The sequence below is a fragment of the Ruegeria sp. C2 genome, assembly GCF_056537765.1.
Genome location: NZ_JBQFRZ010000004.1, coordinates 21,620 through 44,733 on the forward strand (window position 1 = coordinate 21,620; position 23,114 = coordinate 44,733).

The 23,114-nt window shown below is 56.1% G+C and carries 16 protein-coding genes; 13 read left to right on the plus strand and 3 right to left on the minus strand.

Annotation, left to right across the window (positions count from 1 at the left end; genetic code table 11):
- Positions 1 to 30 precede the first annotated feature (30 nt).
- Both ACR0IV_RS14200 and ACR0IV_RS14205 read left to right on the plus strand, forming a co-directional pair.
- A complete protein-coding gene (locus tag ACR0IV_RS14200; RefSeq protein WP_480659446.1) occupies positions 31 to 1,065 on the plus strand; it encodes an Ldh family oxidoreductase in 1,035 nt (344 codons plus the stop codon).
- A gap of 74 nt (positions 1,066 to 1,139) precedes the next feature.
- On the plus strand, positions 1,140 to 1,562 hold the full coding sequence (locus tag ACR0IV_RS14205) for a universal stress protein (protein ID WP_480659447.1): 423 nt from the start codon (positions 1,140 to 1,142) through the stop codon (positions 1,560 to 1,562).
- 305 nt (positions 1,563 to 1,867) lie between these two features.
- Here the strand turns inward: ACR0IV_RS14205 and ACR0IV_RS14210 are convergent, their stop codons facing one another.
- Entirely contained in the window at positions 1,868 to 2,221 is a 354-nt protein-coding gene (locus ACR0IV_RS14210) for a hypothetical protein (protein ID WP_480659449.1), read from the minus strand.
- 545 nt (positions 2,222 to 2,766) lie between these two features.
- Between ACR0IV_RS14210 and ACR0IV_RS14215 the strand changes: the two genes are divergently transcribed.
- The 4 genes from ACR0IV_RS14215 (at position 2,767) to ACR0IV_RS14230 (ending at position 12,734) form a co-directional block, all read left to right on the plus strand.
- On the plus strand, positions 2,767 to 3,888 hold the full coding sequence (locus ACR0IV_RS14215; protein WP_480659451.1) for an efflux RND transporter periplasmic adaptor subunit: 1,122 nt from the start codon (positions 2,767 to 2,769) through the stop codon (positions 3,886 to 3,888).
- A 35-nt stretch (positions 3,889 to 3,923) separates the two neighbouring features.
- Positions 3,924 to 7,046, plus strand: coding sequence for an efflux RND transporter permease subunit (locus tag ACR0IV_RS14220; protein ID WP_480659452.1), 3,123 nt, complete (start codon positions 3,924 to 3,926; stop codon positions 7,044 to 7,046).
- Positions 7,047 to 7,515: 469 nt separating this feature from the next.
- Positions 7,516 to 7,941, plus strand: a complete 426-nt coding sequence (locus ACR0IV_RS14225; RefSeq protein ID WP_480659453.1) for a hypothetical protein — start codon at positions 7,516 to 7,518, stop codon at positions 7,939 to 7,941.
- Positions 7,942 to 7,958: 17 nt separating this feature from the next.
- Positions 7,959 to 12,734 carry a glycosyltransferase gene (locus tag ACR0IV_RS14230; RefSeq protein ID WP_480659454.1) on the plus strand — a complete coding sequence of 1,592 codons (4,776 nt, stop codon included), beginning with the start codon at positions 7,959 to 7,961 and terminating at the stop codon, positions 12,732 to 12,734.
- Here the strand turns inward: ACR0IV_RS14230 and ACR0IV_RS14235 are convergent.
- Positions 12,723 to 13,778 (minus strand): NAD-dependent epimerase/dehydratase family protein, encoded by a 1,056-nt coding sequence (locus tag ACR0IV_RS14235; protein ID WP_480659455.1) that lies wholly within the window; start codon positions 13,776 to 13,778, stop codon positions 12,723 to 12,725. The genes ACR0IV_RS14230 and ACR0IV_RS14235 overlap by 12 nt on opposite strands.
- Before the next feature lie 175 nt (positions 13,779 to 13,953).
- Between ACR0IV_RS14235 and ACR0IV_RS14240 the strand changes: the two genes are divergently transcribed.
- Genes ACR0IV_RS14240 through ACR0IV_RS14255 form a run of 4 tightly spaced genes read left to right on the plus strand, consistent with a single transcriptional unit; the run spans position 13,954 to position 18,140 of the window.
- Positions 13,954 to 15,693 carry a caspase family protein gene (locus ACR0IV_RS14240; protein ID WP_480659456.1) on the plus strand — a complete coding sequence of 580 codons (1,740 nt, stop codon included), beginning with the start codon at positions 13,954 to 13,956 and terminating at the stop codon, positions 15,691 to 15,693.
- A 2-nt stretch (positions 15,694 to 15,695) separates the two neighbouring features.
- A complete protein-coding gene (locus ACR0IV_RS14245) occupies positions 15,696 to 16,388 on the plus strand; it encodes a formylglycine-generating enzyme family protein (protein ID WP_480659457.1) in 693 nt (230 codons plus the stop codon).
- Complete coding sequence (locus ACR0IV_RS14250) at positions 16,385 to 17,179, plus strand: formylglycine-generating enzyme family protein (protein WP_480659458.1); 795 nt, start codon at positions 16,385 to 16,387, stop codon at positions 17,177 to 17,179. The genes ACR0IV_RS14245 and ACR0IV_RS14250 overlap by 4 nt, the downstream gene beginning before the upstream one ends.
- Before the next feature lie 4 nt (positions 17,180 to 17,183).
- Positions 17,184 to 18,140 carry a UDP-glucuronic acid decarboxylase family protein gene (locus ACR0IV_RS14255; RefSeq protein ID WP_480659459.1) on the plus strand — a complete coding sequence of 319 codons (957 nt, stop codon included), beginning with the start codon at positions 17,184 to 17,186 and terminating at the stop codon, positions 18,138 to 18,140.
- 11 nt (positions 18,141 to 18,151) lie between these two features.
- On the opposite strand, the gene ACR0IV_RS14260 is transcribed toward ACR0IV_RS14255, so the two are convergent.
- Positions 18,152 to 18,868, minus strand: coding sequence for an OmpA family protein (locus ACR0IV_RS14260; RefSeq protein ID WP_480659460.1), 717 nt, complete (start codon positions 18,866 to 18,868; stop codon positions 18,152 to 18,154).
- A 136-nt stretch (positions 18,869 to 19,004) separates the two neighbouring features.
- On the opposite strand from ACR0IV_RS14260, the gene ACR0IV_RS14265 reads away from it, so the two are divergent.
- The 3 genes from ACR0IV_RS14265 to ACR0IV_RS14275 are packed head-to-tail and all read left to right on the plus strand — an operon-like array spanning position 19,005 to position 23,110.
- Complete coding sequence (locus tag ACR0IV_RS14265) at positions 19,005 to 19,766, plus strand: PP2C family protein-serine/threonine phosphatase (RefSeq protein ID WP_480472160.1); 762 nt, start codon at positions 19,005 to 19,007, stop codon at positions 19,764 to 19,766.
- Positions 19,766 to 20,656, plus strand: coding sequence for a M15 family metallopeptidase (locus ACR0IV_RS14270; RefSeq protein ID WP_480659461.1), 891 nt, complete (start codon positions 19,766 to 19,768; stop codon positions 20,654 to 20,656). Before ACR0IV_RS14265 ends, ACR0IV_RS14270 begins: the two co-directional genes overlap by 1 nt.
- A gap of 3 nt (positions 20,657 to 20,659) precedes the next feature.
- The gene (locus ACR0IV_RS14275; protein ID WP_480659462.1) at positions 20,660 to 23,110 is read left to right on the plus strand and encodes an ImcF-related family protein; all 2,451 of its coding nucleotides are present in this window, start codon (positions 20,660 to 20,662) and stop codon (positions 23,108 to 23,110) included.
- The last annotated feature ends 4 nt before the right edge of the window (positions 23,111 to 23,114 follow it).

Genomic DNA, 23,114 nt, shown 5'->3' on the forward strand with positions numbered 1-23,114 from the left:
TGGCCGCCTCTCGTTTGAACCGGGGCTTAAATGGCTGACACGATCCACCTGACGCTCGCGGAGGCGGTCGCCCTGCTGACCACTGTCTTCGAAAGAGCCGGCGTTTCCAGCGCTGTCGCCTCCAGCGTTTCGCGGGCCCTTGTGGCCGCGGAAAGCGAGGGGCAGGTTGGGCACGGTTTCAGTCGCGTGGCGGACTATGTGGCGCAGGTAAACAGCGGAAAAATCAAAGCGGATGCAGCACCGGTTGTGAAGCAGTACGCACCTGCTGCGCTGCACGTGAAAGCCAACCATGGGTTTGCTTATCCTGCGTTGGAGGCTGCGCTGAAGGCAGGTGTTCCCATAGCGCGTGAGATGGGCATCGCAGTCATGACCATCGGCAACTCGCATCACTGCGGAGCCTTGTCGGTACAGGTCGAGCGGATTGCCGATGCCGGTCTGATCGGCCTGATGTTTGCCAATACACCCAAGGCTATCGCGCCTTGGGGAGCCAAAGAGGCTATCTTCGGCACCAACCCGATTGCCTTCGCGACACCCGTTGCCGATGGCCCGCCGCTGGTTATCGACCTGTCGCTGTCCGTTGTCGCACGCGGAAAGGTCATGGCTGCAAGGAAAGCGGGAAAACCGATACCGGAAGGCTGGGCGCTGGATTCTTCAGGGCATTCGACGACCGATCCTGAGGCCGCATTGGGCGGTACGATGCTGCCCATCGGCGATGCCAAGGGTACGGCGCTGGCGCTTATGGTCGAGATACTTGCAGCGGCGTTGACGGGCAGCGCCTTTAGTCAAAATGCAGGCTCGTTCTTTCAAGCGGAAGGCGATGCGCCGGATGTCGGTCAAAGTCTCATCGCCATCAACCCGGGTATCCGCTCTGATTTCGGGGTGCGTGTAGCAGCTTTGCTTGATCAAATAGCCTCGTTGGAAGGCGCGCGTCTTCCGGGAGAGCGCCGCCGCCAAGCCATCGCTTCGGCAAGGAAAGATGGTTTGAGCATTCCCTCACATCTCTATGGGCAGGTCTGTCAATTCGCCGGCTCGGGCAACACGCCACCGTTAGAGGTCCGAAATTGAGCTTTTCAACGGTCACAATAGAACTGAGCGCTTCACCCCTGGACGCCACATCAACCTGATAAGGAGTGCGTTACATGTACAAATCCATTTTGATCCCCGTGGCGATCGACCATGAAGAACTGGTCGCCGAGAAGATTGCCACCGCCCGCAATATGCTGGCCCCGGGTGGAAAGATCACGCTACTGACCGTGCTGGAACAAATCCCCGGATTTACGGCCGAGTTCGTGACTGTGAAGTCCGAAAATCACCTGACCAACAAAATCATGGGGAAACTCAGATCCCTCGCCGCAGATGCCGTTGATATCGATTGCCAGGTCGAGACCGGGAAACCCGGTATGCGTATCACTGAGGTCGCACTTGAAATCGGCGCCGACCTGATCATTGTCGGCGCGCATCATCCTTCGGCAATGGACTATTTTCTGGGTTCGACAGCCTCACGTGTATCTCGCCGGGCAACATGTTCCGTTTTGATCCAGCGTCCGCTTAGCTGTGGGTAAGCTGTTGCAAACTTTTGACCATTGATGCTCGCGCCGCCGGCGAGTGAACGAGTGTCGGTGTTATCAAGTTGAAAGTCGGTTCATGATCTCTTTCAAAGGCGCTCGATATCCCAGGGAAGTGATGCTGTTCGTGATGTTTTCCATGTCCAATATGGAGTGTCATATCGTGAGCTGGATGAAAGCATGCATGAGCGAGGCGTATCGGTCGATCACGTCACGCTAAATCACCGGACTGACAGGTAAGGCGCGTAAGGGTATGAGTCTTCTCGAACATGACTTCGCTGCGAACTGCGACGCTCTGAGGCCTATCTGCGCGCTGCGTCCAAATACAGCGTGGTCCAGGCTTCCTGCTTCGCTCCTAAAACTATCGCTTTATTGATCGTCTGCGCAACTTCAATCCCATCAAGCGTGGCAGGGGCCGCCACAAATGATGTGAACCCGAGCATTGGGCGAAGCCGACGTCTGATGAAACGGTGGGCCAGTTCATTGATGTTATTCAGAAGTTTCAACCTCACCGGCTCGGTTGGGATCGGATAGCCATAGCTTCTCGGTATCCTGTTGGCGGTTTTGATACATGCTGTGTTGGCGCGGCTTTTGTTGATAACTATCTTGCTCAGGAGACAGTTTATCTCAGGCACACGCTCGAAAATCTTTGTCACGCAGCTTTGTGCTGGGCTCGGAAAGTATGAAATCAAGGGTCTTCCCGTATTTGTCGACAGCTTGGTACTGATAGACTCATTTACTTTTTGATACGCACATATGTCTCGTCCATTCTTCAGGATCGAGTGCACGACCGCTTTGATGATGCGCTCGATAGGCAACTGGTGGCGCAGATTTAACGATCCATCGATTTAGCGTCACGTGATTGACGGAAACGTCTTGCTCAGCCGGGATTTCATCAGCCTGCCAAACTCGCGGGATAAGTGTGCTTCGGCTTAAGCCGAACATAGCTTCATCAGAAATTTGTGGCACGGCCTATTGATTTGCCTGCAAAGTAGAACTGTTTTCTAAGAAAGAAGCGAACTAATTGGTAAAGCCTGTATTGCATTTAATAATTGGGCGATGCAGAAGAAAAAGTCTCAATCTAAGCCTTTGTGGTTTCTTGTCGGCACCACGCCGAGATAACAGGATTTGAGCATCCGGAGCCGATACCGGAACAACTACGCAATTTGCATACAATCTGACTGTACCGGAGACGTGAAGGATGTTGAGACTGAAACACTTACTGATTTTTTCGTCGGCAGTGATTTTGTTCAATGTGACATCAGCTGCGCAGGCTCAGTCCATCGCGGTGCCAGTGACCGTCGTCACGCTGGAGGCGGAGGATGTGACTTTGTTTTCCGAACTGCCTGGCCGGGTTGCCGCGCTGGGCGTGGCCGAGGTAAGGCCGCAGGTGTCCGGAATTATCATTGAACGCCAGTTTCAGGAAGGCGGCACCGTTAAGGAAGGCGACGCGATGTATCGCATCGACGACGCCGTTTATGAGGCTCAGGTTCAGCAATCCACTGCGAATGTGGCGCAGGCCGAAGCCCGCTTGACCGCAGCCGAAAAAGAAGAGAAGCGCGTGGCTGAACTGCTGTTGCGAAACGTCGCAAGTCAGCAGGCAGTGGACAGCGCTGTTGCTGAAAGGGACGCTGCGCGGGCTGCGCTCTTGGTGGCAAAGGCGCAACTTCAGGCCGCAAAAATCGATCTGCAGCATACAACCATTCGGGCACCCCTGTCGGGTCGGGTCGGCCGCGCTTTGGCGACGCAAGGAGCGCTTGTCACCGCTCAACAAGCCGAACCACTGGCTGTAATCCGTCAGATCGACAAGGTTTATGTGGACGTGGCCGTGTCTACTCAGGATGTGCTGCGCTTCAACCGGGCCATTGCAACGCAGCCCGCTGCGCTTCAGTCTTTGGATCCAACGGTCACGGTGACGCTTGCTGACGGGTCGACCTTTGACCAGACCGGTACCGTGCTGGCAGCCGAGCCACAGGTGGATCCGCAGACCGGTGTTTCGGTGCTACGGATCGAGTTTCCGAACCCTAAGCAAATCGTTCTGCCCGGAATGTACGTGACCGCCCACCTCCCGTTTGAGGTTTTGCAGGACGCGATACTCGCACCCCAGCAAGGCATCGGGCGCAATCGGCGTGGTCAGCCCACGGCAATGGTCGTGGATGAAAATGACACCGTTGCCGAGCGGCTTCTCACTGTTCAAGGCACTCAGGGAAACAAATGGATCGTGACCGACGGGCTGAAAGCAGGCGACAGGCTCATTGTTTCCGGGCTGCAAAAGATTGCGGTCGGAATGCAAGTATCCCCCACAGAAGAGCCCGACGCGTAAGCCCGGTGTCCACCAACCAAGTGTGAAAGCTGTCTATGGCACGTTTCTTTATTGACCGACCCGTATTCGCATGGGTCATCTCCATTCTGCTCATGGGGATCGGCACGCTGGCCATATTAAATCTGCCGGTCGCGCAATATCCTCAGATTGCTCCGCCGACAGTTGAGGTGAATGCGGTTTATTCCGGGGCTTCGGCCGAAACAGTTAACAATACAGTCACGCAGGTGATCGAAGAACAAATGACAGGGTTGGATGGGCTGCGCTACATCAACTCATCTTCGACATCGACCGGTCTGGCCGCAGTAACGCTGACATTCGAAACGGGAACTGACCCGGACATCGCTCAGGTTCAGGTCCAGAACAAGTTGAGCCAAGCGACGCCGCTTTTGCCCGAAATTGTGCAGCGGCAAGGTGTGACGGTTGAGAAATCTTCGGGTGGGTTTCTTCTTGTTGCAGCATTGGTGTCGACCGATGACCGCCTCGATGCTGTCGATTTGTCGGATTATATGGTGTCCAATATGGTCGACGAATTTAGCCGTCTTGAAGGTGTTGGCAACGTTCAGGTTTTTGGCGCCCAATATGCGATGAGGATCTGGCTGAATCCCGAACAACTGGCGGCCTTCGAATTGACCCCGACTGATATCGTGCAGGCCGTATCAGAGGAAAACGCGCAGGTCTCGGCAGGATCTTTTGGAGCATTGCCTGCGGTCGAGGGTCAAGCCTTGAACGCAACAATCACCGCACAATCGCTGCTATCGACGCCTGAAGATTTCGAGCAGATTGTGGTCCGAGCTGAAACCGATGGTGGTCTTGTACTGCTACGCGACGTAGCGCGGGTAGAGATTGGCGCCGAAAGCTATACCACGTCCGCCTGGTTTAACGGAAAGCCGACTGCAGGCATGGCGATCCGGCTCGCCTCGGGCGCCAATGCGCTGGATACCGCAGAACGCGTGAAACATAAGCTCGATGAGGTGTCTGCCTTTTTCCCGGATGGTGTAGAATATGTCGTTCCCTACGACACCACCCCGTTTGTCGAAATATCCATCGAAGAAGTGGTCCACACCCTGATCGAGGCGATCGTCCTGGTCTTTATGGTCATGTTCCTCTTCTTGCAGAGCCTTCGTGCAACGATCATTCCAACTCTTGCCGTACCGGTTGTTCTGCTCGGCACATTCGGGATCATCTCGGTCTTTGGGTTTTCGATCAACACACTGACGATGCTAGCGATGGTTCTGGCGATTGGTCTTCTGGTCGACGACGCTATCGTTGTTGTCGAAAACGTCGAACGGATCATGGAGGAAGAAGGGTTGTCACCCTACGAGGCAACTCAGAAATCCATGGGGCAGATCACAGGCGCTCTTGTCGGGATTGCCCTGGTTTTGTCCGCTGTATTTATACCAATGGCCTTTTTCGGAGGATCCACGGGGGTTATCTACCAACAATTCTCGATCACCATTGTATCGGCAATGATGCTCTCTGTCGTCGTCGCGCTGACCCTGACACCGGCACTATGCGCCACGCTTCTACGCAAACCGGATCACGAGAAACGCAATCGCGGTATGTTCGGATGGTTCAACCGTGGGTTTGACAAGCTAACGGATGTTTATTCATCACTGGTTGGGTTCTCAATCCGGAGACCGCTTCGTGTTGGTCTGATCTACCTGCTAATTGGCGGAATGATGGTGTTCTTGTTCGCGCGAACGCCAACCGGCTTTTTGCCCGAGGAAGACCAGGGCATCCTCTTCACTCTTGTTCAGGGTCCCACAGGCTCGACAGCCGAAGCGACGGAAGGCGTTTTGGAGCAGATTGAACAATACTACATCGAGAACGAAGCAGACAACGTGGCCTCGGTCTTCACCGTGCGCGGGTTCAGCTTTGCCGGTCAGGGACAGAATATGGGCCTCGCCTTTATCAGCCTGAAAGACTGGGACGAGCGCACAACTCCGGATCGCAGCGCACAGGCAATTGCGGGCCGCGCGTTTGGGGCCTTTTCCCAGATTCAAAAAGCCTTTGTTTTCCCGATCGTCCCCCCGGCCGTCATCGAATTGGGTAACGTTAGCGGTTTTGATTTCTACCTGCAGGCGCGAGACGGACAGAGTCACGAGGAGCTTGTGCAGGCACGCAATCAGTTGATGGGCCTTGCTGCTCAAAGCGGTGTCATCGCTTCAATCCGACCAAACGGGTTGGAGGATGCAGCACAGTTCAATATCGATCTGGACTGGCGGGCCGCAGGAGCCATGGGGCTTTCCGCGCGCGAAGTCGGAGAGCTTCTGTCTGTCGCATGGGCGGGGCGATACGTAAACGACTTCCTCGATCGCGGGCGCATCAAACGTGTCTATGTTCAGGGCGACGCACCCTATCGCATGGTCCCCGAAGATATCGAGGCTTGGCGCGTGCGTAACGCCTCTGGCGGCCTGGTTCCCTTGTCAAACTTTTCCTCGACCAACTGGAAGTTTGGTCCTCAGGGTCTGTACAGATACAACGGCGTCTCGGCCATTCAGATGCAGGGCAGTCCCGCCGAAGGGTTTACGACTGGCGAAGCCATGGCCGAAATCGAAGCGTTGTCGGAGCAATTACCGCCAGGCTACCAGATCGCATGGACCGGATTGTCGCTGGAGGAACGTGAGTCTGGCGATCAGGCCGGGCTTTTATACGCGCTCTCACTAGCTGCCGTTTTCCTGTGTCTGGCCGCTCTGTACGAAAGCTGGACCATTCCTTTCGCGGTCATGCTGGCAATGCCCATCGGGATCACTGGCTCACTGACTGGCGCATGGCTGGGTGGGTTCGAAAACGGCGTCTACTTTCAAGTCGCACTACTCACGGTGATCGGTCTGACAGGCAAGAACGCCATTCTGATCGTGGAGTTCGCACGAGACAAGGTCCAGGCCGGAGAGCCGTTGCTCCAAGGTGTCAGAGACGCAGCGCATCAACGATTCAGACCAATTCTCATGACGTCGATGGCCTTCTCTCTGGGCGTTCTGCCGTTGGTCTTGTCGTCTGGCGCCGGGGCCGGTGGTCGCACCGCCATGGGTTCAGGTGTCATGGGCGGTGTCATTTCGGCAACTGTACTTGGCGTCGTTTTCGTGCCCGTTTTCTTTGTTGTGATATACAGACTGGTTCGGCGTGTGGTTTCTTCTGAGGCGAATGGAAAAAGATGAGGGCTACAGCTTTGTTGCAAAGTTTTAAGCTGACCGTTGGGTCTTGGTGATTGCAACGAAGTTGTACAACCAACTCAGAAAATTGTCCAAAAGGGGGGGGCGTCAGGCATGAATTGGCCCATGCGGGGTATGTTTGCAACCTCGACTTTATCAGGTGCTGCCGCCGCTTGTGCGGAGGTCTCGATGGCACTTTCAAATAAACCGACTGAACCGGAACTTGGGGCTGATTGGGATATTCACACAGATCAGAGCTGAGCGATGCCGCGCTACGCATCCATGGCGGCAGCGCAAACTTCTCGCAGGTTAATGACCAAAAGACTTTAACAGATCCGCGCTATCCTTCCCACTGCCGGATCAGACCCCGATCTGGCATTGATCGCAAAGCGATGAGCGTTCCAAATTGCAAAGGTTGACTGGGAACTCGTGCAAAGGTCATACTCATATTATTTCATATGTACGAGGTGGACCGATGGCAAAACCATCCAGACCACGGAATTTGAGGAAGAAGATTTTGATGGGCGTGGCTGTATCGGCCATTCCGTTGGCTGGGTGCGATCTTATCGATGCAATTGGGTCTTCATCGGGTGGTTCAACCCCTGGCATAACCGCATCTCCGGACGAGATTGCAGCATTTGAAGCAGCGAAATCTCAGGGTACCGTGGCATCGGTCGAACAGTTTCTGCGCAGTTATCCTGACAGCATGCTGGTGCGAAAACTGCTGCAAGATCAATCGCCAGCTACCCTTAGCCGGATTAGCGACGCTGTTGTTCAGGGTTTAAGCCCTGCGGTTGTAAGCTCGCTTTCACCAGGTGTAAAACAAGCTCTTGGGATACAGGCGGATCGCGGTGATGGCGGCGATGGGCGTGAAGGTGCGTCTGACGGCTATAGCGGATAGCGCCCGAATATCAGCGCGTGAAACCTGATACCTCTTCCATTGAAAGCAGCAATTCGCTCTCGGTTTCCGTAATCGTAACCAATTACAATTACGGACACTATCTTCAAGCGTGCCTGGACAGTTTGTATGCTCAGACCTGCGCACCGGACGAGATCATTGTGGTAAATGATGGCTCAACCGATGGCAGCGCCGAGATATTGGCGCTCCAGCAGGGGATTACCGTGATTGATCAACCCAATGGCGGGCAGGCATCGGCGTTCAATGCTGGTTTTGCCGCCAGCCATAGTAAGATCGTGATGTTCGTTGACGCAGATGACAAGCTTGAACCGCAGGCGATCGAGGTTGTGCGCCGGTTGTGGAGCGACGAAATATCGGCTTTGTCCTTTGGGCTTTGCATGATCGACGGTCAGGGGCGTGGGATCGGGCAATATGTAATGGACTTGCCCGACGACGATCTTCTGGGCCGGATGCTCAGCCACCTGACGATTCCGTTCATGCCCACCAGCGGTAATGCCTTTCGCCGTGACGCTGTTGCCTGGGCCTTTCCTCTGCCCACGGAACGCTGGCGCATAAGTGCAGATGCGCTGCTTATCCGTGTGGCGGTCCTGGCCGCCCCGATCCGGCAAATCCGGCAGACGCTGGGCGCATATCGTGTTCATGGGCAGAACAACTATTTCCGCAGTGGCGTCACAGGCCCGTGGCGGGCCAACCGCGGTTTGCGTGACATTGCGCAGGCTGGCTTGGACCTTATCGCGTTGTCTGATCGCGCAGGGCGTGATTTGTCGCGTTCCGATCGCACGAAATTGCTGTTTGCGGCGTCGCGATGTCAGATGAAGGCCGAAAACCTCGTGTTTGACACGGGATCTCTGGCTGCATTTAGGAAACGAGCATTGTCGCTTGCTCAAGGCGGGCGAGTAACCTCTAGCCTGTGGCTTTATCTCACCTGCGCCCGTTTCAGCCGAACCATCAGGAAATGGAGTGTTGATCCCCGGTATCAACGACGTTTCTTGCGCACTGCACTCGATATTCTACGAGGCCGCAGATTGACCCGCGATCTTGCCGCGCCTGGAGCCACTCGCACACCTTTTGAGGCCCGTCTGTTGCCGGAATCTGAACCGCCCCAGGATCCCATGGAGTGGCTGACAGGTCCGGAGTGGTCCCGTGATCACAGCACGGGTGGTGCTGACCTGAGTGCCGGGAGAGGGCGGTTCAGCTTTGCGCGGGTCTGGTCCGGACCCGCCAAGCTTAGCTTGGATGTTGTTCCGCGTTCAGATCTACCCGTTGAGATCGCAGTCTTTCACAATGGATTGCCAGTGGGATCTGAAGAAGTCATATCGAAGAAAACTATAACAGTCGTGCTGCCCGAAGCAGCAAGGTTGCCTCCCCCCCCGGATGATATTGAGCTACGGATTACGGATCAGTTTCCCGGGCGATTTGGCGTGTTTTCCAGGATTTGGCGCAAAGCCCATCGCCTGCAAATCCAGCGCATCGGGTTGGAGCCGGAGCCAGCTGAACCAGCTTCAGCTGTCGTGCCGGTGGCTGGCAGTGCTCTGATGTCGGGTTTTGGGGATGTGGTGCAGACGAAAAATGGTCACGTGTTGTCGGGCGAGCGGTTGATTGGTTCTGGCGAGGCACTGTCACTGGCTGTGCCGCCCCTAAAGCCGCCCTTTTGCCTGCAGTTGAGTTTTTCACCGGATCAAGTGCCAGGGTCTTTGACAATTGGAATACGTGACGCGGTATACCACGCTGAAATCGGTCCTTCGGGACAGTGCTTGATCGAAATTCCACATATGATGGACGTTTTTGACAGCCCGGCCGTGCTGAGATTTGACCTGCAACCACAGGAATTCCTGGATGACCCGGTCATCGAAATTCAAAGCATGTCTTGGCTACCCGAGGGTCCGGTTGGGCGGTATGAGTTGCCTGCACTGGTTCCGGGTGGCTGGGCTGGTCCGGGCACAGGGAGGGCCTTGTCGTCGTTCCTGTCCGATGGCTGGATGCATGATCCGGACGGCACCGCGATGATGTTTGGAAGCACCGCACAGATTGTGGTGTCGCAGGCGGCTGTTCGCACCGGTTCCGTTCTGCGCCTTGATCTGGAGCCTTTGGACCCAATCGCGCTGCGGGATCGGCTGGTGCTGGTGATCAATGTGGGCGGCACTGCCCGAGCAACGGTACAGCTAACCGGGGCGGGAATTGTCGAAGTCGATCTTGACGGCGTTCTGGCGGGCCCCCGGCATCGGATAGAAATCGATATCTACGCCGCTACTCGCCCACAGGATAACCAAGATGACGGGCTTGTCGGAAACCACGGTGGTCTGCGGCTGAACCGGATTGGAGTTGCTGCCGACAACGGGCAAGAACAAGCGCTGGCTCAGCCCGTCCCGGCTTTGCCGGATATGCAGGTCGCGCGCATTCTGAAACAGCTGCGGCAAGCGTTGCGGCAAGGGGCCGATTATTCAAAACTCGAAGCATTCAGAGACGAGCTGACCGCCGCTATTTCTGCGCTTAGCCCCTCAGCCGCATTTGGTGGGCTGGCAGCGAATGACTTGGATATGCTGACGCAATTGTCGGCAAAACTTCCAAGCTGCAAACAAAAGTTTGAACCGCTGGATCGGGCTGATTGGTTGCGTGATCTGGCGCTTCGAATGCTGCAGGGTCCCGGATATATAACTCTGCAGGGAACAGAGCTGACCGCCTTGCCCGAGCTGACGCCGGATTTCGCCCGGATACTTGGGGCTTACCTCGTTGCCGATCCAGTTGCTGGCACCAAGAAATCTGAATTACAGGCCTATCAGGATCACTTGGTTTCGATACTGTCTCAGGCGCGCGAAGTTATCGCCAATAGCCCGGAAAACAGCCCCCTTGGTCTTTTGGCGGGGCAGGTGGTTACATCCTTCCGCGCCCGGCAGTTGCTGTTCAGTGATCTGCCGCTGCGACCGCATGTTCAAGCTTTTGCACAGGCGCTTGAGGCCAAGCTGCTGAGGGCCGGGTTCGATTTGTTCGCGCCGCAAACCCGTGCGCGCGGGCCGCGTCGTGGCCCGTTCAGAATTGGGGTGGTCCTGCACAACACGAAACCTTCGCCTGAGACTTGGATATGGCGCGCATTGTTACGCAAGCTCTCTGCTGACCGGGTCGAAGTGACGCTGTTTTTGACAGAACAGAATGCGGCCCCCGACTCGGGCTTTGAAGGCTGTCGGGTGGTCGGCCTTGCCGGGTATTCCCTATCCGAGACGGTGGTCTCCATTCGCAGAGCTCAGGTGGATGTGATGCTGCTTGGTGCCAATTTTTATGGCCATTGCTTCATGGCCGAGCTTTGCGCGCATCGATTGGCGCCAAGGCAGATTGCATTGTCGGCGGTTTTCCCGGCGACTACCGGATTTGCCAGTGTTGACAGTTTTGTTCTTGGTAAATCCGTGGCCCCTTCATGCGCTTCCGATGACTATACTGAGACGATACATTGGGCCCCCGGCGCTGGGCAGGCGTTCGACATACCTCCGGCACCCATGGTGAATGTGGATGCGATACAGGTGACTCGTAAGCGAGTCGGCATCGATGCTGGGGCGGTAATGCTTGTCAGTGGTGCAATGACGGACAAGATAGGCGCGGAAGTTCTACAAGTCTGGACCCGCGCGTTGGCAGCCGTTCCCGAGGCTGTGCTGGTGCTTTATCCTTTTGCCGCCAGCTGGCAGCAGACCTATGACGGATCGATTTTCAATGCCCGAGTGGCAGAGGCCTGTAAAACCGCCGATGTCGATCCGCGCCGGATCCGCATCCTCCCTCCGATCCCGAATGCAGAAGTCAAACAGGTGTTGGTTGCAGCGGATTTGTATCTGGACAGCTTCCCGTATTCCGGGGCAACGACCACGGTTGAAGCGTTGCAATGCGGTCTGCCCGTTGTTGCCTTGCAAGGTAAAACGCAGCGCGGACATCAAGCTGCAGGTTGGCTGGCAGAATTCGGGCTGGGTGATCTGATTGCCAATTCGCATCAGGCCTATGTGGATATTGTGGCTGATCTGGCTGGTGATCCCGCCCGCTTATCTGAGGTGCGAGCCCGGATTGCGGAAAGTCGGGAAACGGCGATGAAGCAGCACGAATTCGCGCGCTGGTTTGAGGACCTGCTGCTGCCCAAGTCCCAAGGCGGCCCGGAGCCGCGTTATCTGTTTCACCACATGCCAAAAACAGGCGGCACCAGTCTGAAGCGGATCTTCAGCAGTTGGTTCGAACTGGCCGAAGATTATCGCGCGCCCTGGGCCTATATCATGCCACCAGCCTTGGATCTGGATAGTTTGGGAGCGAAGACGATGCTATGTGGTCATTTTGCAGCCGATCGGGCCCGGTTGACGGAAAGATATCCGCAAACTGCCAACTCAGATCGCTGGCGCAAAATCACTTTTCTGCGTGACCCGCTGGAGCGTGCGATTTCAATTCACGCCTATGAAAAGAAACTGCGGCTCGACTATGATCAAACCTATCAACCCGTCCCGCTGGGAGAGTACCTGCGGAGCAACGAAGGGATCTTTCTGACGCATTTCGAGTGTGATGAAAGCAACTGGCGACAGGTGCTGGACAGTTATTGGTTTGTCGGCACGCTCGAACGGATACCTGCGTGTATGGACTATTTGGCAGCCAAGCTCGGCAAACCTGCACCGGATGTGCTGCCGCATGAAAACGCAAGCTTGCGAACCGAGGACGCGACAGAGGAAGACATCGCCGTATTTCGCGCGAACAACGCCATCGAATTCGAGATATATGACGCCGTGTCTGCGCGTCTGGACACGTTATTGCCCTAACATACGCGCGATCAGGTCCCGTGCTGAATAACGTGGTGCCCAGCCGGGGTAATCGGTTTGAAACGAGCGTGTATCCGAAATCCACCACTGATGATCACCATAGCGGGGTTCGGGGTTAATCCGGCGCGGCACTTCGCGGCCTAGCAGGTCCTGTGCGATATCCAGCGCCTCGATTACAGAAACCGAGCTGCCACGCCCGCCGCCCATGTTATAGACGCCCAAAAGTTTGTTGCCCTGCATGACGCGCACGAACGCCTCGGCCAGATCATCTGCATGTAAATTATCGCGCACCTGCTTGCCGCCATTGCCGATCACTTCATAACATTCGCCACGTAAGGCGGTCCGACAGAGGAAGGACAGAAACCCGTGCGCTTTGGAACCGCTGTGATCCTCGCCCGTCAGACATCCAGCCCGGAACACCGCAGCTCTCAGGTCAAAGCGGGTGGCATATTCCTGAACCATCAGATCTGCCGCAGTTTTTGATACTCCGAACAGGCTGTGCTGTGTCTGATCGATGGACATGGATTCATCGATACCATGTGCGTGAAACGGGTGGTCCGGCGAAGGTTCCAACCGGCTGTCATGTTCCTGCAATGGCAGCAGATTGGGACGGGCGCCGTAGACCTTATTCGTGGATGTAAAAAGAAATGTCGCGTCCGGAGCGAAAGAGCGGCACGCGTCAAGCAAGCTCAAAGTTGCAGTGGCATTGATGGCGAAATCGGTGAAAGGATCACGCGCCGCCCAATCATGCGAAGGCTGCGCGGCTGCGTGGACGACCACAGCCAGACCCCGACCGATCTTGCGAAACAAGGCTCTGATTGCCTCGTCGTCGCGAATATCCAGATTGTAATGCTGGTAACCTGGGCAGCTGGCGGCAAGCGCTGCCTGTTTACCTGCATTGCTGGCGGCGTCCCCAAACAGCACCCGCCGCATATCATTGTCTATGCCGACAACGTCAAACCCCAACGCCGTAAATCTGCGCACAGCAGCAACCCCGACAAGTCCCAGTGATCCGGTCACAAGGGCCAGGCTGTTGGTGGTCACGGGCTGGGTCTCCGGCTGTCTCTGAATGTGTTTAAATTCTAATATCTTTGTCGCTAAACCTACCGTTTTCGCGTATAAGGGACAAGCTACTTTAAGGCTTTACAGATGTTCGACTATTCGGTTCTGGATGGTGTGGCTTAGAATTTTAATAATCTCAACGCTGTTTTTTCAAGCGTTGACAGATGATGTATTTGCTCAGTCTGCCGGACCGGGGGCGGGCAAGCGTGTTGCGTTTGTCGTTGGCAACTCGGCCTATCAGGGCACTCTTGGCAAGCTGCGAAATCCAGTCAACGACGCCACAGATGTTGCCACCAAGCTTGAAGAGCTTGGGTTCGAGGTCATACTCGCCACCGATCTGAGCCTGCACGCTTTCCGGGCCTCACTGCTGAATTTCGCAACCGAGATTGAAGGCGCAGATACATCGTTGTTTTTCTATGCAGGACACGGTGTGCAGGTGAACAATGAGAACCACCTGATTCCTGTGGATGCCCAAATAAACCGCGACCGCAACCTGTCTGACGAGACGATTACAGTAAACCGCGTGGTTGGTTTGATGAACCAATTCACCGAAACATCGATTGTTCTGCTCGACGCCTGCAGGGACAATCCGCTGACCAGTGATATACCGATAGGCGGGCAAGTGGACGGGTTCGGGCGAGGCCTAGCGCGGGTGAGGGCGGATGGAGGGTCGTACATTGCCTTTGCGACAGCACCAGGGAATGTTGCTTATGACGGCGAGGGGCGTAACAGCCCGTTTACCAAGGCTTTGTTGAAGCACATCTCGACGCCTAACATTGATATTCGTCTGATGATGGCTGACGTGCGGCGCGATGTCTTTGCAGCTACGCAGCAAAGGCAATTGCCGTGGGAGAATAACTCGTTAATCGGTCGTTTTTTCTTTGATGAAAACAGTACGCTGCAACGTCTGGACAGCAGCGCCCGCACCGAGGCTGAGGCGTGGCAGGCGATTGCCAGCACGAACCGGCGCGAGGATTACGCAGCTTTTCTGCAAGCCTTTCCTGACGGGAATTTCGCTTCGGTGGCGCGTCTGAAAATCACCGCGCTGGAACAATCCGAGGAACGCGCAAGCGCGGCGCAGTCGGGATTTGTCCGGGCGCGGGCGACCAATACCGAAGAAGAATGGAACAATTTCCTACAAACGTTCCCCGAGGGGATATTGGCCGATATTGCCCGCGAAGAACTGCAGGAATTGCAGGACGAGATCGAGCGCAACCGCATGACGCTTGAGGAAATCCACTGGCGCTCTATCGAAAACTCTCATGCGGCTTCGGATTTCCGCATGTTCCTGTCGCTCTATCCTCAAGGCGCGTTCTCCGACCTGGCGCAACAGCGCCTCGAAGCGACCCTGCGCGCCGAAGAGATCGTTGCCTCACTGGCTGACGGAGCCTTGCCCGAAGATGTCAGTGATGTTCGACTTGAGCGGGAAATCAAGCGCAAGGTGACGCAGATACCAGTGCAGTTCATTCAATACGGTTTGAATGCGCTGGGGCATCAGGTCTCTGATATCTCCGGCGTTCTTGATGCCCCGACGCGCCGGGCGGTACGCAATTATCAGGCCACCATCGGTGCCTCGCAAACGGGCCGTCTTACACCGCAACAGATCGTTGATCTTTTGCTATCGGCTGCGGCGCTGGGCGACAGTCATGCGTTGACAGCAACGGGGATCATGCTGACCGCGGGGCAGGGATTGCGCAAGAACGAGAAGATGGCACGCCTGTGGCTGGACCGGGCGGCAGATCAGGGCAATGGGCTGGCGATGGCCAATCTGGGCATCCTCTATCGTGATGGATTAGGGGGTGAGCGCGATCTGTCCAAAGCCCGATCCTTGCTGACCGTTGCCGTGACATTGGGTGTTGAAGGGGCCGAACCGGTTTTGCGGAGCCTTGGAAATTGAGAGTGTACGCGATCCTATTGATCGGGATCATGCCCGTTTTGGCTGACGCACAGCTTCTGTTGCCGACCCCTGAACTTCGTGTTGAAAAAGACTGCGATATCTGCCCTGAGATGGTGATCCTGCCGGACGGGTTGTATATGTCCCGCGCCCCGGTGATGGTTGAAGAATTCCGCGCTTATGTTCAGGAAACCGGCTACAAAAACGCTGGTTGGGGGTGCAAATGGAACTTTCCGGGTTTTGAACAGGGTCCGCGGCATCCGGCGACTTGCATCACCTATGAGGGGGCCGAAACCTATGCCGATTGGCTCAGCGACAAGACTGGCAAGTCTTATCGACTGCCCACCGCAGAAGAGCTGACTTACGCGGTGATGGCGTCGGCAACGACAAACTATTGGTGGGGTCAGCAGATTGGACGGGATCGCGCAACGTGTCTGGGGTGCGGTCGGGCGCTGGACGCCGTGGGGACAACCCCCGTGGACAGTTATGAGGCCAATCCCTTTAACCTGCTGGATGCCGTGGGCAATGTCTGGATCTGGACAAGTGATTGCGTGTCCGCTGCGTGCGAGGAACGGGTTCTGCTGAGCGGGGGCTGGTCCAGCCCGCCATCGGATCTGAGGATGACCAAAAGCATATTCAACAGCGTAACGGTACCTTTCAATACCTATGGCATTCGTGTGGTGAGGGAGTTCGAATGACACATATAAGTTGGTTTTTCCACGTCCTGATTTTCTGTTTTGCCGGGGGCATTGCATGGGCGCAGAACGAGACAAGCTCGGGTAATGTCTTTCGCGATTGTGATAGCTGTCCCGAGATGATCTTGTTGGAAAATGGCTCTGCTATCGCCGCAACTTTGGTCACCCGCGCACAATTTGCCGAGTTTGCTGCAGAAACCGAATTACCCGGCGATGAAAGCTGTTTTATCCGTATCGCCAAACGATGGAAAAACACACCCGGCAAAGGCTGGTCTGACCCGGGGTTTGAACAGGGGCCGGATCATCCTGCGGTTTGCATGAACTGGCTTGAGGCCACAGCATATACGGACTGGCTTAGCGAGAAGACTGGTCAGTATTACCGTTTGCCAACCTACGAAGAATCCGTAGCCGCCACGGCGGCGGGGGCGGAAACGGCCTTTTGGTGGGGTGATGATTTCGCCGAAATCTGTGACCGCGCGAACGCCGCAGATGCCAATTTCAAAGCTGCTTTTCCTGAAGATGGCCGGAAGATTCTGACCTGCGACGACGGGTATACCTATACCTCTCCGGTCAGGGCCTTTCCGCCCAATCAGCTGGGTCTCTATGATGCGGTAGGCAATGTCTGGCAATGGACCAACACCTGCTTCAAAGGCGACTGTTCAAATGCGGTTTTTCGTGGTGCCTCGTGGGTGGTGCCCGCCAAAAACCACTTTCGCAACGACGGACAATGGGCTGACAGGATTATTCTGCGCAATTCGGCGGTAGGTTTCCGCGTCTTACGGGACGCGCAATAGCCGGATGCCGCATCTCAGGGACAGCACCAAGAAAATTCTGGTCACAGGCGGTGCCGGTTTCATTGGCTCGCGTCTTGTGGATCGGCTGCTGGCACTAGGCCACGATGTTCTGTGTGTCGACAATCTGTTCACCGGGTCCAAGCGCAATATCGCCCATCTGCATTCAAACCCGAATTTCGAGTTCATGCGCCATGACGTGACCCTGCCATTATATGTCGAAGTGGATGAGATCTATAATCTCGCCTGTCCTGCCTCGCCGGTACATTACAAACATGATCCGGTTCAAACCGTTAAGACATCGGTACATGGCGCGATCAATATGCTGGGTTTGGCCAAACGGTTGGATGCGCGAATTTTTCAGGCGTCAACATCGGAGGTCTATGGTGATCCCGCAACGCCGGAACAATCCGAAGACTATTGGGGGCATGTTAATCCGATCGGGCCGCGCTCTTGTTATGACGAAGGGAAGCGTTGTGCCGAAACTCTATTCTTCGACTATCATCGGCAGCATGGGTTAGACATAAAGGTCGCCCGGATTTTTAATACTTATGGCCCGAACATGCATCCTGCTGACGGACGGGTGGTTTCGAATTTCATCACGCGTGCATTAACCGGTAAACCGCTGATCATCTATGGTGATGGCAGCCATAGCCGTTCATTTTGCTATGTGGATGATCTTGTCGACGGCATTATGGCGCTAATGGGGACCGATGCTGGAGTGACCGGTCCGCTCAACCTGGGAAACAGGCAGGAGATCACGATATTACAGTTGGCTCAGCGGGTGTTGTCACTCACGGAATCGCCCTCGGGGATTGAGTTTCAGGACACTACACCAGATGACCCAAGACGTCGCCGACCGGATCTTACCCGCGCCAAGGCCGTGCTTGACTGGACCCCGCAGACTGATCTTGATGAAGGGCTACGGCGTACCATCGCGTATTTTCGGGGCAACTCCGGTTGAACTGCAAGCCGTCAACTCATGGCCTGGAATTCTACGCGGCGGTTTTCCTCGGCGCGCGGATTGCTGGAGTTGACCGGAAAACGTTCCCCCATCCCGACTGTTTCCAGACGCTGAGGTGCGATACCACATTCCTGTACCAGATGACGCGCGACTTCTTTCGCGCGCAGTACCGAAAGGCGCTGGTTATATTCATCCGAGCCGGATGTATCCGTGTGCCCAATGATGCGAAACAGGTCAATCGGGCTGGTCTTCATTGCGGTACACATAGCTGACAGCTTGGATTTCTGACTTTCATCCAGCGCAGCAGAATCGTACCCGAATTTGATATGCATATTGATCTGCAATTCGGTGTCGAGCTTGGCGTAGACCAGTGGCTTATTCGGATCGGTTGCACTGGTGACCTGAGTGGTATCCGGCGTTGACGTCGTGCCGGTTACCTGTGTCGTGATTGCTGTTTCCGTCGTTGGCAGGGTTGCAGTTTGCGCCGAAGGTGAGATCTCAATGCTTTCGGGGCTTACCGCCTCGGCCTGAATATCCTCTACCGTGACCAACGAAACACCACGGGCATTCGAACTGCCGTCAAGCGAGCGGGTCAGCGGCTGGTTCTGAACCTCAATCTGCCGGTTGAAAATCTCATTGATTTCCTCCGGAGTCATCTCTTGGCCAAGCGCGGGCAGGGCCAGAACGGCAAGGCAGATTCCGCCGATACATCCTGAATAAAACCGCATTTGAATCACCTGAGAAAAAAGGATTTGTACGGTCCCGATACTAGGTTAATATCTACAAATATTCAATTCTGTCTTTTGTATTGGCTGCTTCTTCGGCCCTGTGTTGTGGGCTGCCGGACTTGGGTGAACGCTCGGTATGACAGTTCCGACGACCAAAATTCCACACCCGCCGCGCCGTGCGGCTTTATATGTCGCCGGGGCGGGGCTGACCCATACCGGCCGGGTGCGGTCTGACAATGAAGATGCTATCTTAACTGATCCAACCGGGGTTCTTTGGGCCGTGGCCGATGGGATGGGTGGATACGGGAACGGAGATGTAGCCTCAGACATAATCACGCGTCATTTGTCTGAAGTGGTTGATACGATGTCAGCAATACCTGCGCTGCGTAGTAGCCTTCAGGCGGCGAATACTGAAATTCAGTCAGTGGCGCGGTCCAAGGGAACACAACGCTTTGGTGCAACGGTGGTGGCGTTGATGTTTCAGAACGGTCACGCCAATATCGTTTGGGCGGGTGATTGTCGTGCATATCTGATGCGACAACGCTGCCTTAGGTTGCTGACACGTGATCACACGGTCGTTCAAACTATGGTCGATGAGGGGTTGCTGCGTGATGAAGACAGCGCCAGCCATCCTGACGCTCATGTTGTCACCCGCGCCGTCGGATATGAACCTGAGATTGAACTTGATGCGCTGTCCGTTCCGGTGGTGCCAGGTGATATTCTGATGCTGTGCAGCGACGGGCTGACGGCGTGTCTGGGTGATCATGACATCGCCGATTGCGCATTGAGGGCGACAGACCCCGAGGCCCTGTGCGCCGATCTTATAATCCATTGCCTTGAACGCGGTGCGCCGGACAATGTTTCGGTGGTATCGACCTTCGTGCAGGAAGCACGCTGATGCGACAAGGTACGCTGATCGGCCCGATCATCATTGCGATAGGTTTGATTGCCGCGGCGATTGTCTTTGCGGTGGTCGGAGCGGTCTTGCAGACCGCCGATGGCGGGACTGAGTTACGGCTGGATCGTGCCGAAGACAGGATTGAGACCCTGACCACCGAAATCAAAGCGCTGAGACAGGCATTGAATGAAGCTGAAACAGCCATTGAACGACAGGCGGAAGCGAATGCGCTTCTTGCGGCCCAGGTGCCCTCTGCCGCGACGACAAATCCCGTCGGCGATGCAGCACAGGGGTTAAGCCTTGATGTGACGCAAACCATGCCCGAGATCGCGGACCACATTCCCACTGAAGAGATGACCGAGGTCATGCAGTTGGCCAAGGCGCGTTTCAACAAGGGGATAACGCAACCGCGCAATTCCACGATGCTCAAGCTGTTGGGTCAGCCACGGCGCGACTATGGCACCAACTGTCAGGGTATCACCAACGCGGCGCTGAGCGCGCTCGTGGAAACAAGGCAGGTGGGTCCAATTCGTGTAACCCTGCTGCGTCCGGCGCTGGACTCGCTGGAGCGGATTTTTAACACCCTGCAAGCCACCGAACCTGATATCTATGCAGCGCTCGGGACGGCAGGTGGCCTGTGCGTACGGCTGATCCGGGGCTCCAGCAGTTCGATCTCCAATCACTCATTCGGCACGGCGATCGACATCAAGCTTCAAGGACAGCTGGATGGCTTTGGCGATGGTGGTACGCAGTTTGGTCTGTTGTTACTGGCCGAGTTGTTCAATGCCGAAGGCTGGTATTGGGGCGCGACCTATCGCCGTGAAGATTCGATGCATTTCGAAGTTGGCGAGGAAACGTTGCTGCGCTGGCGCGCAGAAGGTCAGCTGTAGCTGATGGTGCGCAGAGATGCTCAGCCAGCGTCGGGCAAGCAGGTCTTCGAGAAAGCTGCGGTTCCCATATTCGATTTGATTGACCGTATGGATGAAGAAGTGCGCGCTGGTGAATCTGCGTTGTTGGCGCGTGCAAAAGAGGCTCTGACCGTGTTCGCAAGTGCGTTGGAGCAAAGCGATGTTCCGCAGCCTGCGATTGCTCCGGCGCGCTTGGGGCTCGCCATGCTGATCGATACGCGGGCCCGCGCGCAGAGCGCTTTGAAACTGACTACGTGGAGTGTTCTGGCGCAAAAGGCTTTGTTTGATGACCACCAAATGTCGCTGTCGCGTATACGCGAGTTTTCCCAAACCGCCCGCGATGCCGGGGCTGACTATGCTGGTCTTGCAGCGTTTTTGGACGATGTGGCGCTGCAAGTACAAACGGGAGGTCGCAGCCTGACAAGAAGCCGCTCGAATTGGGGCGTGTTTGCGGTGCTGAGTTTTCTGGTGTTTTTGCTGTCGCTGGCCGGATATGCGTGTTGGCTGGAGTATCGGTTCCACGCCAGAATTCTGGATCGGTTTGAACAGGATATTGGTGCGATGACGCTGGCACCTGATATGGCAAGGGCCGAGTTGACCAACTCACTGACACAGGTTTCCCAAGCGCGGGATCGGGTGGTTCGTGCAGCACAATATGCACCGTTGCGCCGGGTTGTTCGATTGCCACGCGTGGACAGCGAAACAGTCGCGGAAAACAGATACCGGTCTGACGTAGCCAAAGTTGGTCCCGCCACGCTGGCCACTGTACTGGAGGAGGTGCTGGCGACCGAAGGCGACAGCCTGAAACTTTACGACGCGCTTCGGGCTTTTGCTGTGCTCAGCGGTGATCTGCAATGGTCACCCGCCTATCTTGAAGGCTGGTTGGAGGATAACCAAGACGCCCATGGTTTACCCGGGTTTTCTCGTCATGTGATGGCGTTTCCAACCCCCGACGGTACGATACAGGCCACCGATGCGCAGATACAGGATCTGGCGCGTGGCTTTGCCAGCGAGACGTCCGAGGCGGATCGGGTGTGGCTGGAACTGTTGCGCGCTTCGCAGACCCGGGCTCTGCCGTCCTGGAATCCCGAGGCAAATATACCGGGTCTGTCCGACATCCTTGTACGCCGTTCCGGCGTTGCGTTGGATTCGGCTTTGCCGGGGTTGTTCACGCAGGACGGCTGGGCCTATGCGCGGGATTACGGCATTGGCGTCGCCGTACAGGATGCCCGCCGCATGGTTCCGGTGGTGTTGGGTCAGATGTCTGACCCGGTCAATCAAACCCCGGACGAGGTTCAGGCCCGATTGCATCGGGAAACGATTGCCGTGTGGACGGAGTGGTTGTCCGATCTGCGGGTGGAACCGTTCGATGACCCGGATCGGGCCATTCTGGTTTCAGGCGTATTGGCGCAACGCGCGAATCCGCTATCGCAGGTGCTGCGCGCAAGCTGGACGCAGATGGGAGGGCGGGACCAAAGCCGAAGCTTTGACCAAAAGGTCGAATTGGGCCGTGTTTTTGGTCCGGTGGTCCAATGGATGGATGAAGGCGGCATGGCAGAGCTCAGCCAGCTGTTTTCAACATTGAACGTGGCACTCAGCACACGGCAGCGCGACGGAGAGAAAGGTACAGCGAAACTGGTTAGCGTGCAGGAACGTGCGCGGACGATCAACGTGCTGCAAACCGCCCCCCGGATCATTGTGCAGATTGCTGAAGATGTGCTGGCACAGGCCAACGCGGCAACCTCTCAGTCTGGCGCAGATCCACTGGTTCTACGCTGGCAACAAACCATCTATCCCGCCTGCCGCAGAGTGTTGCACAATCAGTACCCATTCGCAGACGGTGCGGACGCAGTTCCGTCCGAGGTTACTGCATTGATGGCCCCAAACGGCAGTCTGATGCAGTTCTACAGTGCTTATCTGGCCCAATTCCTCGATCAGTCCTCACGGCCATGGCGCTGGAAACCAGAAGCACGTTTTGCCGGGCTGGACCCAGGTTCAGCCGCCTTTTTCGAACGTGCCGTCCTGCTGTCCGATGCGCTTTTTGATGCGCAGGGTCAGTTGCAGTTGCAGTTAGAGATGGCGGCATTGGCCGAACGCGGACGAATGGTCGTCGCAGTGGGGGGGCAGGGCGCACCAGTGCGTGCAACGGGTGAACCCGCGATATTGGCATGGCCGGGCCCGGCGCCGTTAATGGGGGCCAGTATCAGCTTCCGCGAGGGCACAGACAATGCAGAGCTTAATGCCGCTGGATATTGGGGATTGCTGAGGCTTCTGGATCGGTTCCGGCTGCGGTTTCGCGACGAAGGTGCCCGGGTTCTGGTCGACATTCGCAGCGATGATGGACGCGCTTTTGTGGAAATTGTGTTCCCGGATGCGGCGAACCCAGTTTCGGCGCGCAGCTTGATGCGTGGATTCTCATGCCCACCGGTTCTGTAAATTG

Excerpts from the sequence above, each read along its gene's own strand:
- ACR0IV_RS14205 (WP_480659447.1), top strand. The coding sequence starts at position 1,140 with ATGTACAAATCCATTTTGATCCCCGTGGCGATCGACCATGAAGAACTG.
- ACR0IV_RS14270 (WP_480659461.1), top strand. The coding sequence starts at position 19,766 with ATGCGACAAGGTACGCTGATCGGCCCGATCATCATTGCGATAGGTTTG.
- ACR0IV_RS14255 (WP_480659459.1), top strand. The coding sequence starts at position 17,184 with ATGCCGCATCTCAGGGACAGCACCAAGAAAATTCTGGTCACAGGCGGT.
- ACR0IV_RS14265 (WP_480472160.1), top strand. The coding sequence starts at position 19,005 with ATGACAGTTCCGACGACCAAAATTCCACACCCGCCGCGCCGTGCGGCT.
- ACR0IV_RS14275 (WP_480659462.1), top strand. The coding sequence starts at position 20,660 with ATGGTGCGCAGAGATGCTCAGCCAGCGTCGGGCAAGCAGGTCTTCGAG.
- ACR0IV_RS14220 (WP_480659452.1), top strand. The coding sequence starts at position 3,924 with ATGGCACGTTTCTTTATTGACCGACCCGTATTCGCATGGGTCATCTCC.
- ACR0IV_RS14215 (WP_480659451.1), top strand. The coding sequence starts at position 2,767 with ATGTTGAGACTGAAACACTTACTGATTTTTTCGTCGGCAGTGATTTTG.
- ACR0IV_RS14250 (WP_480659458.1), top strand. The coding sequence starts at position 16,385 with ATGACACATATAAGTTGGTTTTTCCACGTCCTGATTTTCTGTTTTGCC.
- ACR0IV_RS14200 (WP_480659446.1), top strand. The coding sequence starts at position 31 with ATGGCTGACACGATCCACCTGACGCTCGCGGAGGCGGTCGCCCTGCTG.
- ACR0IV_RS14225 (WP_480659453.1), top strand. The coding sequence starts at position 7,516 with ATGGCAAAACCATCCAGACCACGGAATTTGAGGAAGAAGATTTTGATG.
- ACR0IV_RS14260 (WP_480659460.1), bottom strand. The coding sequence starts at position 18,868 with ATGCGGTTTTATTCAGGATGTATCGGCGGAATCTGCCTTGCCGTTCTG.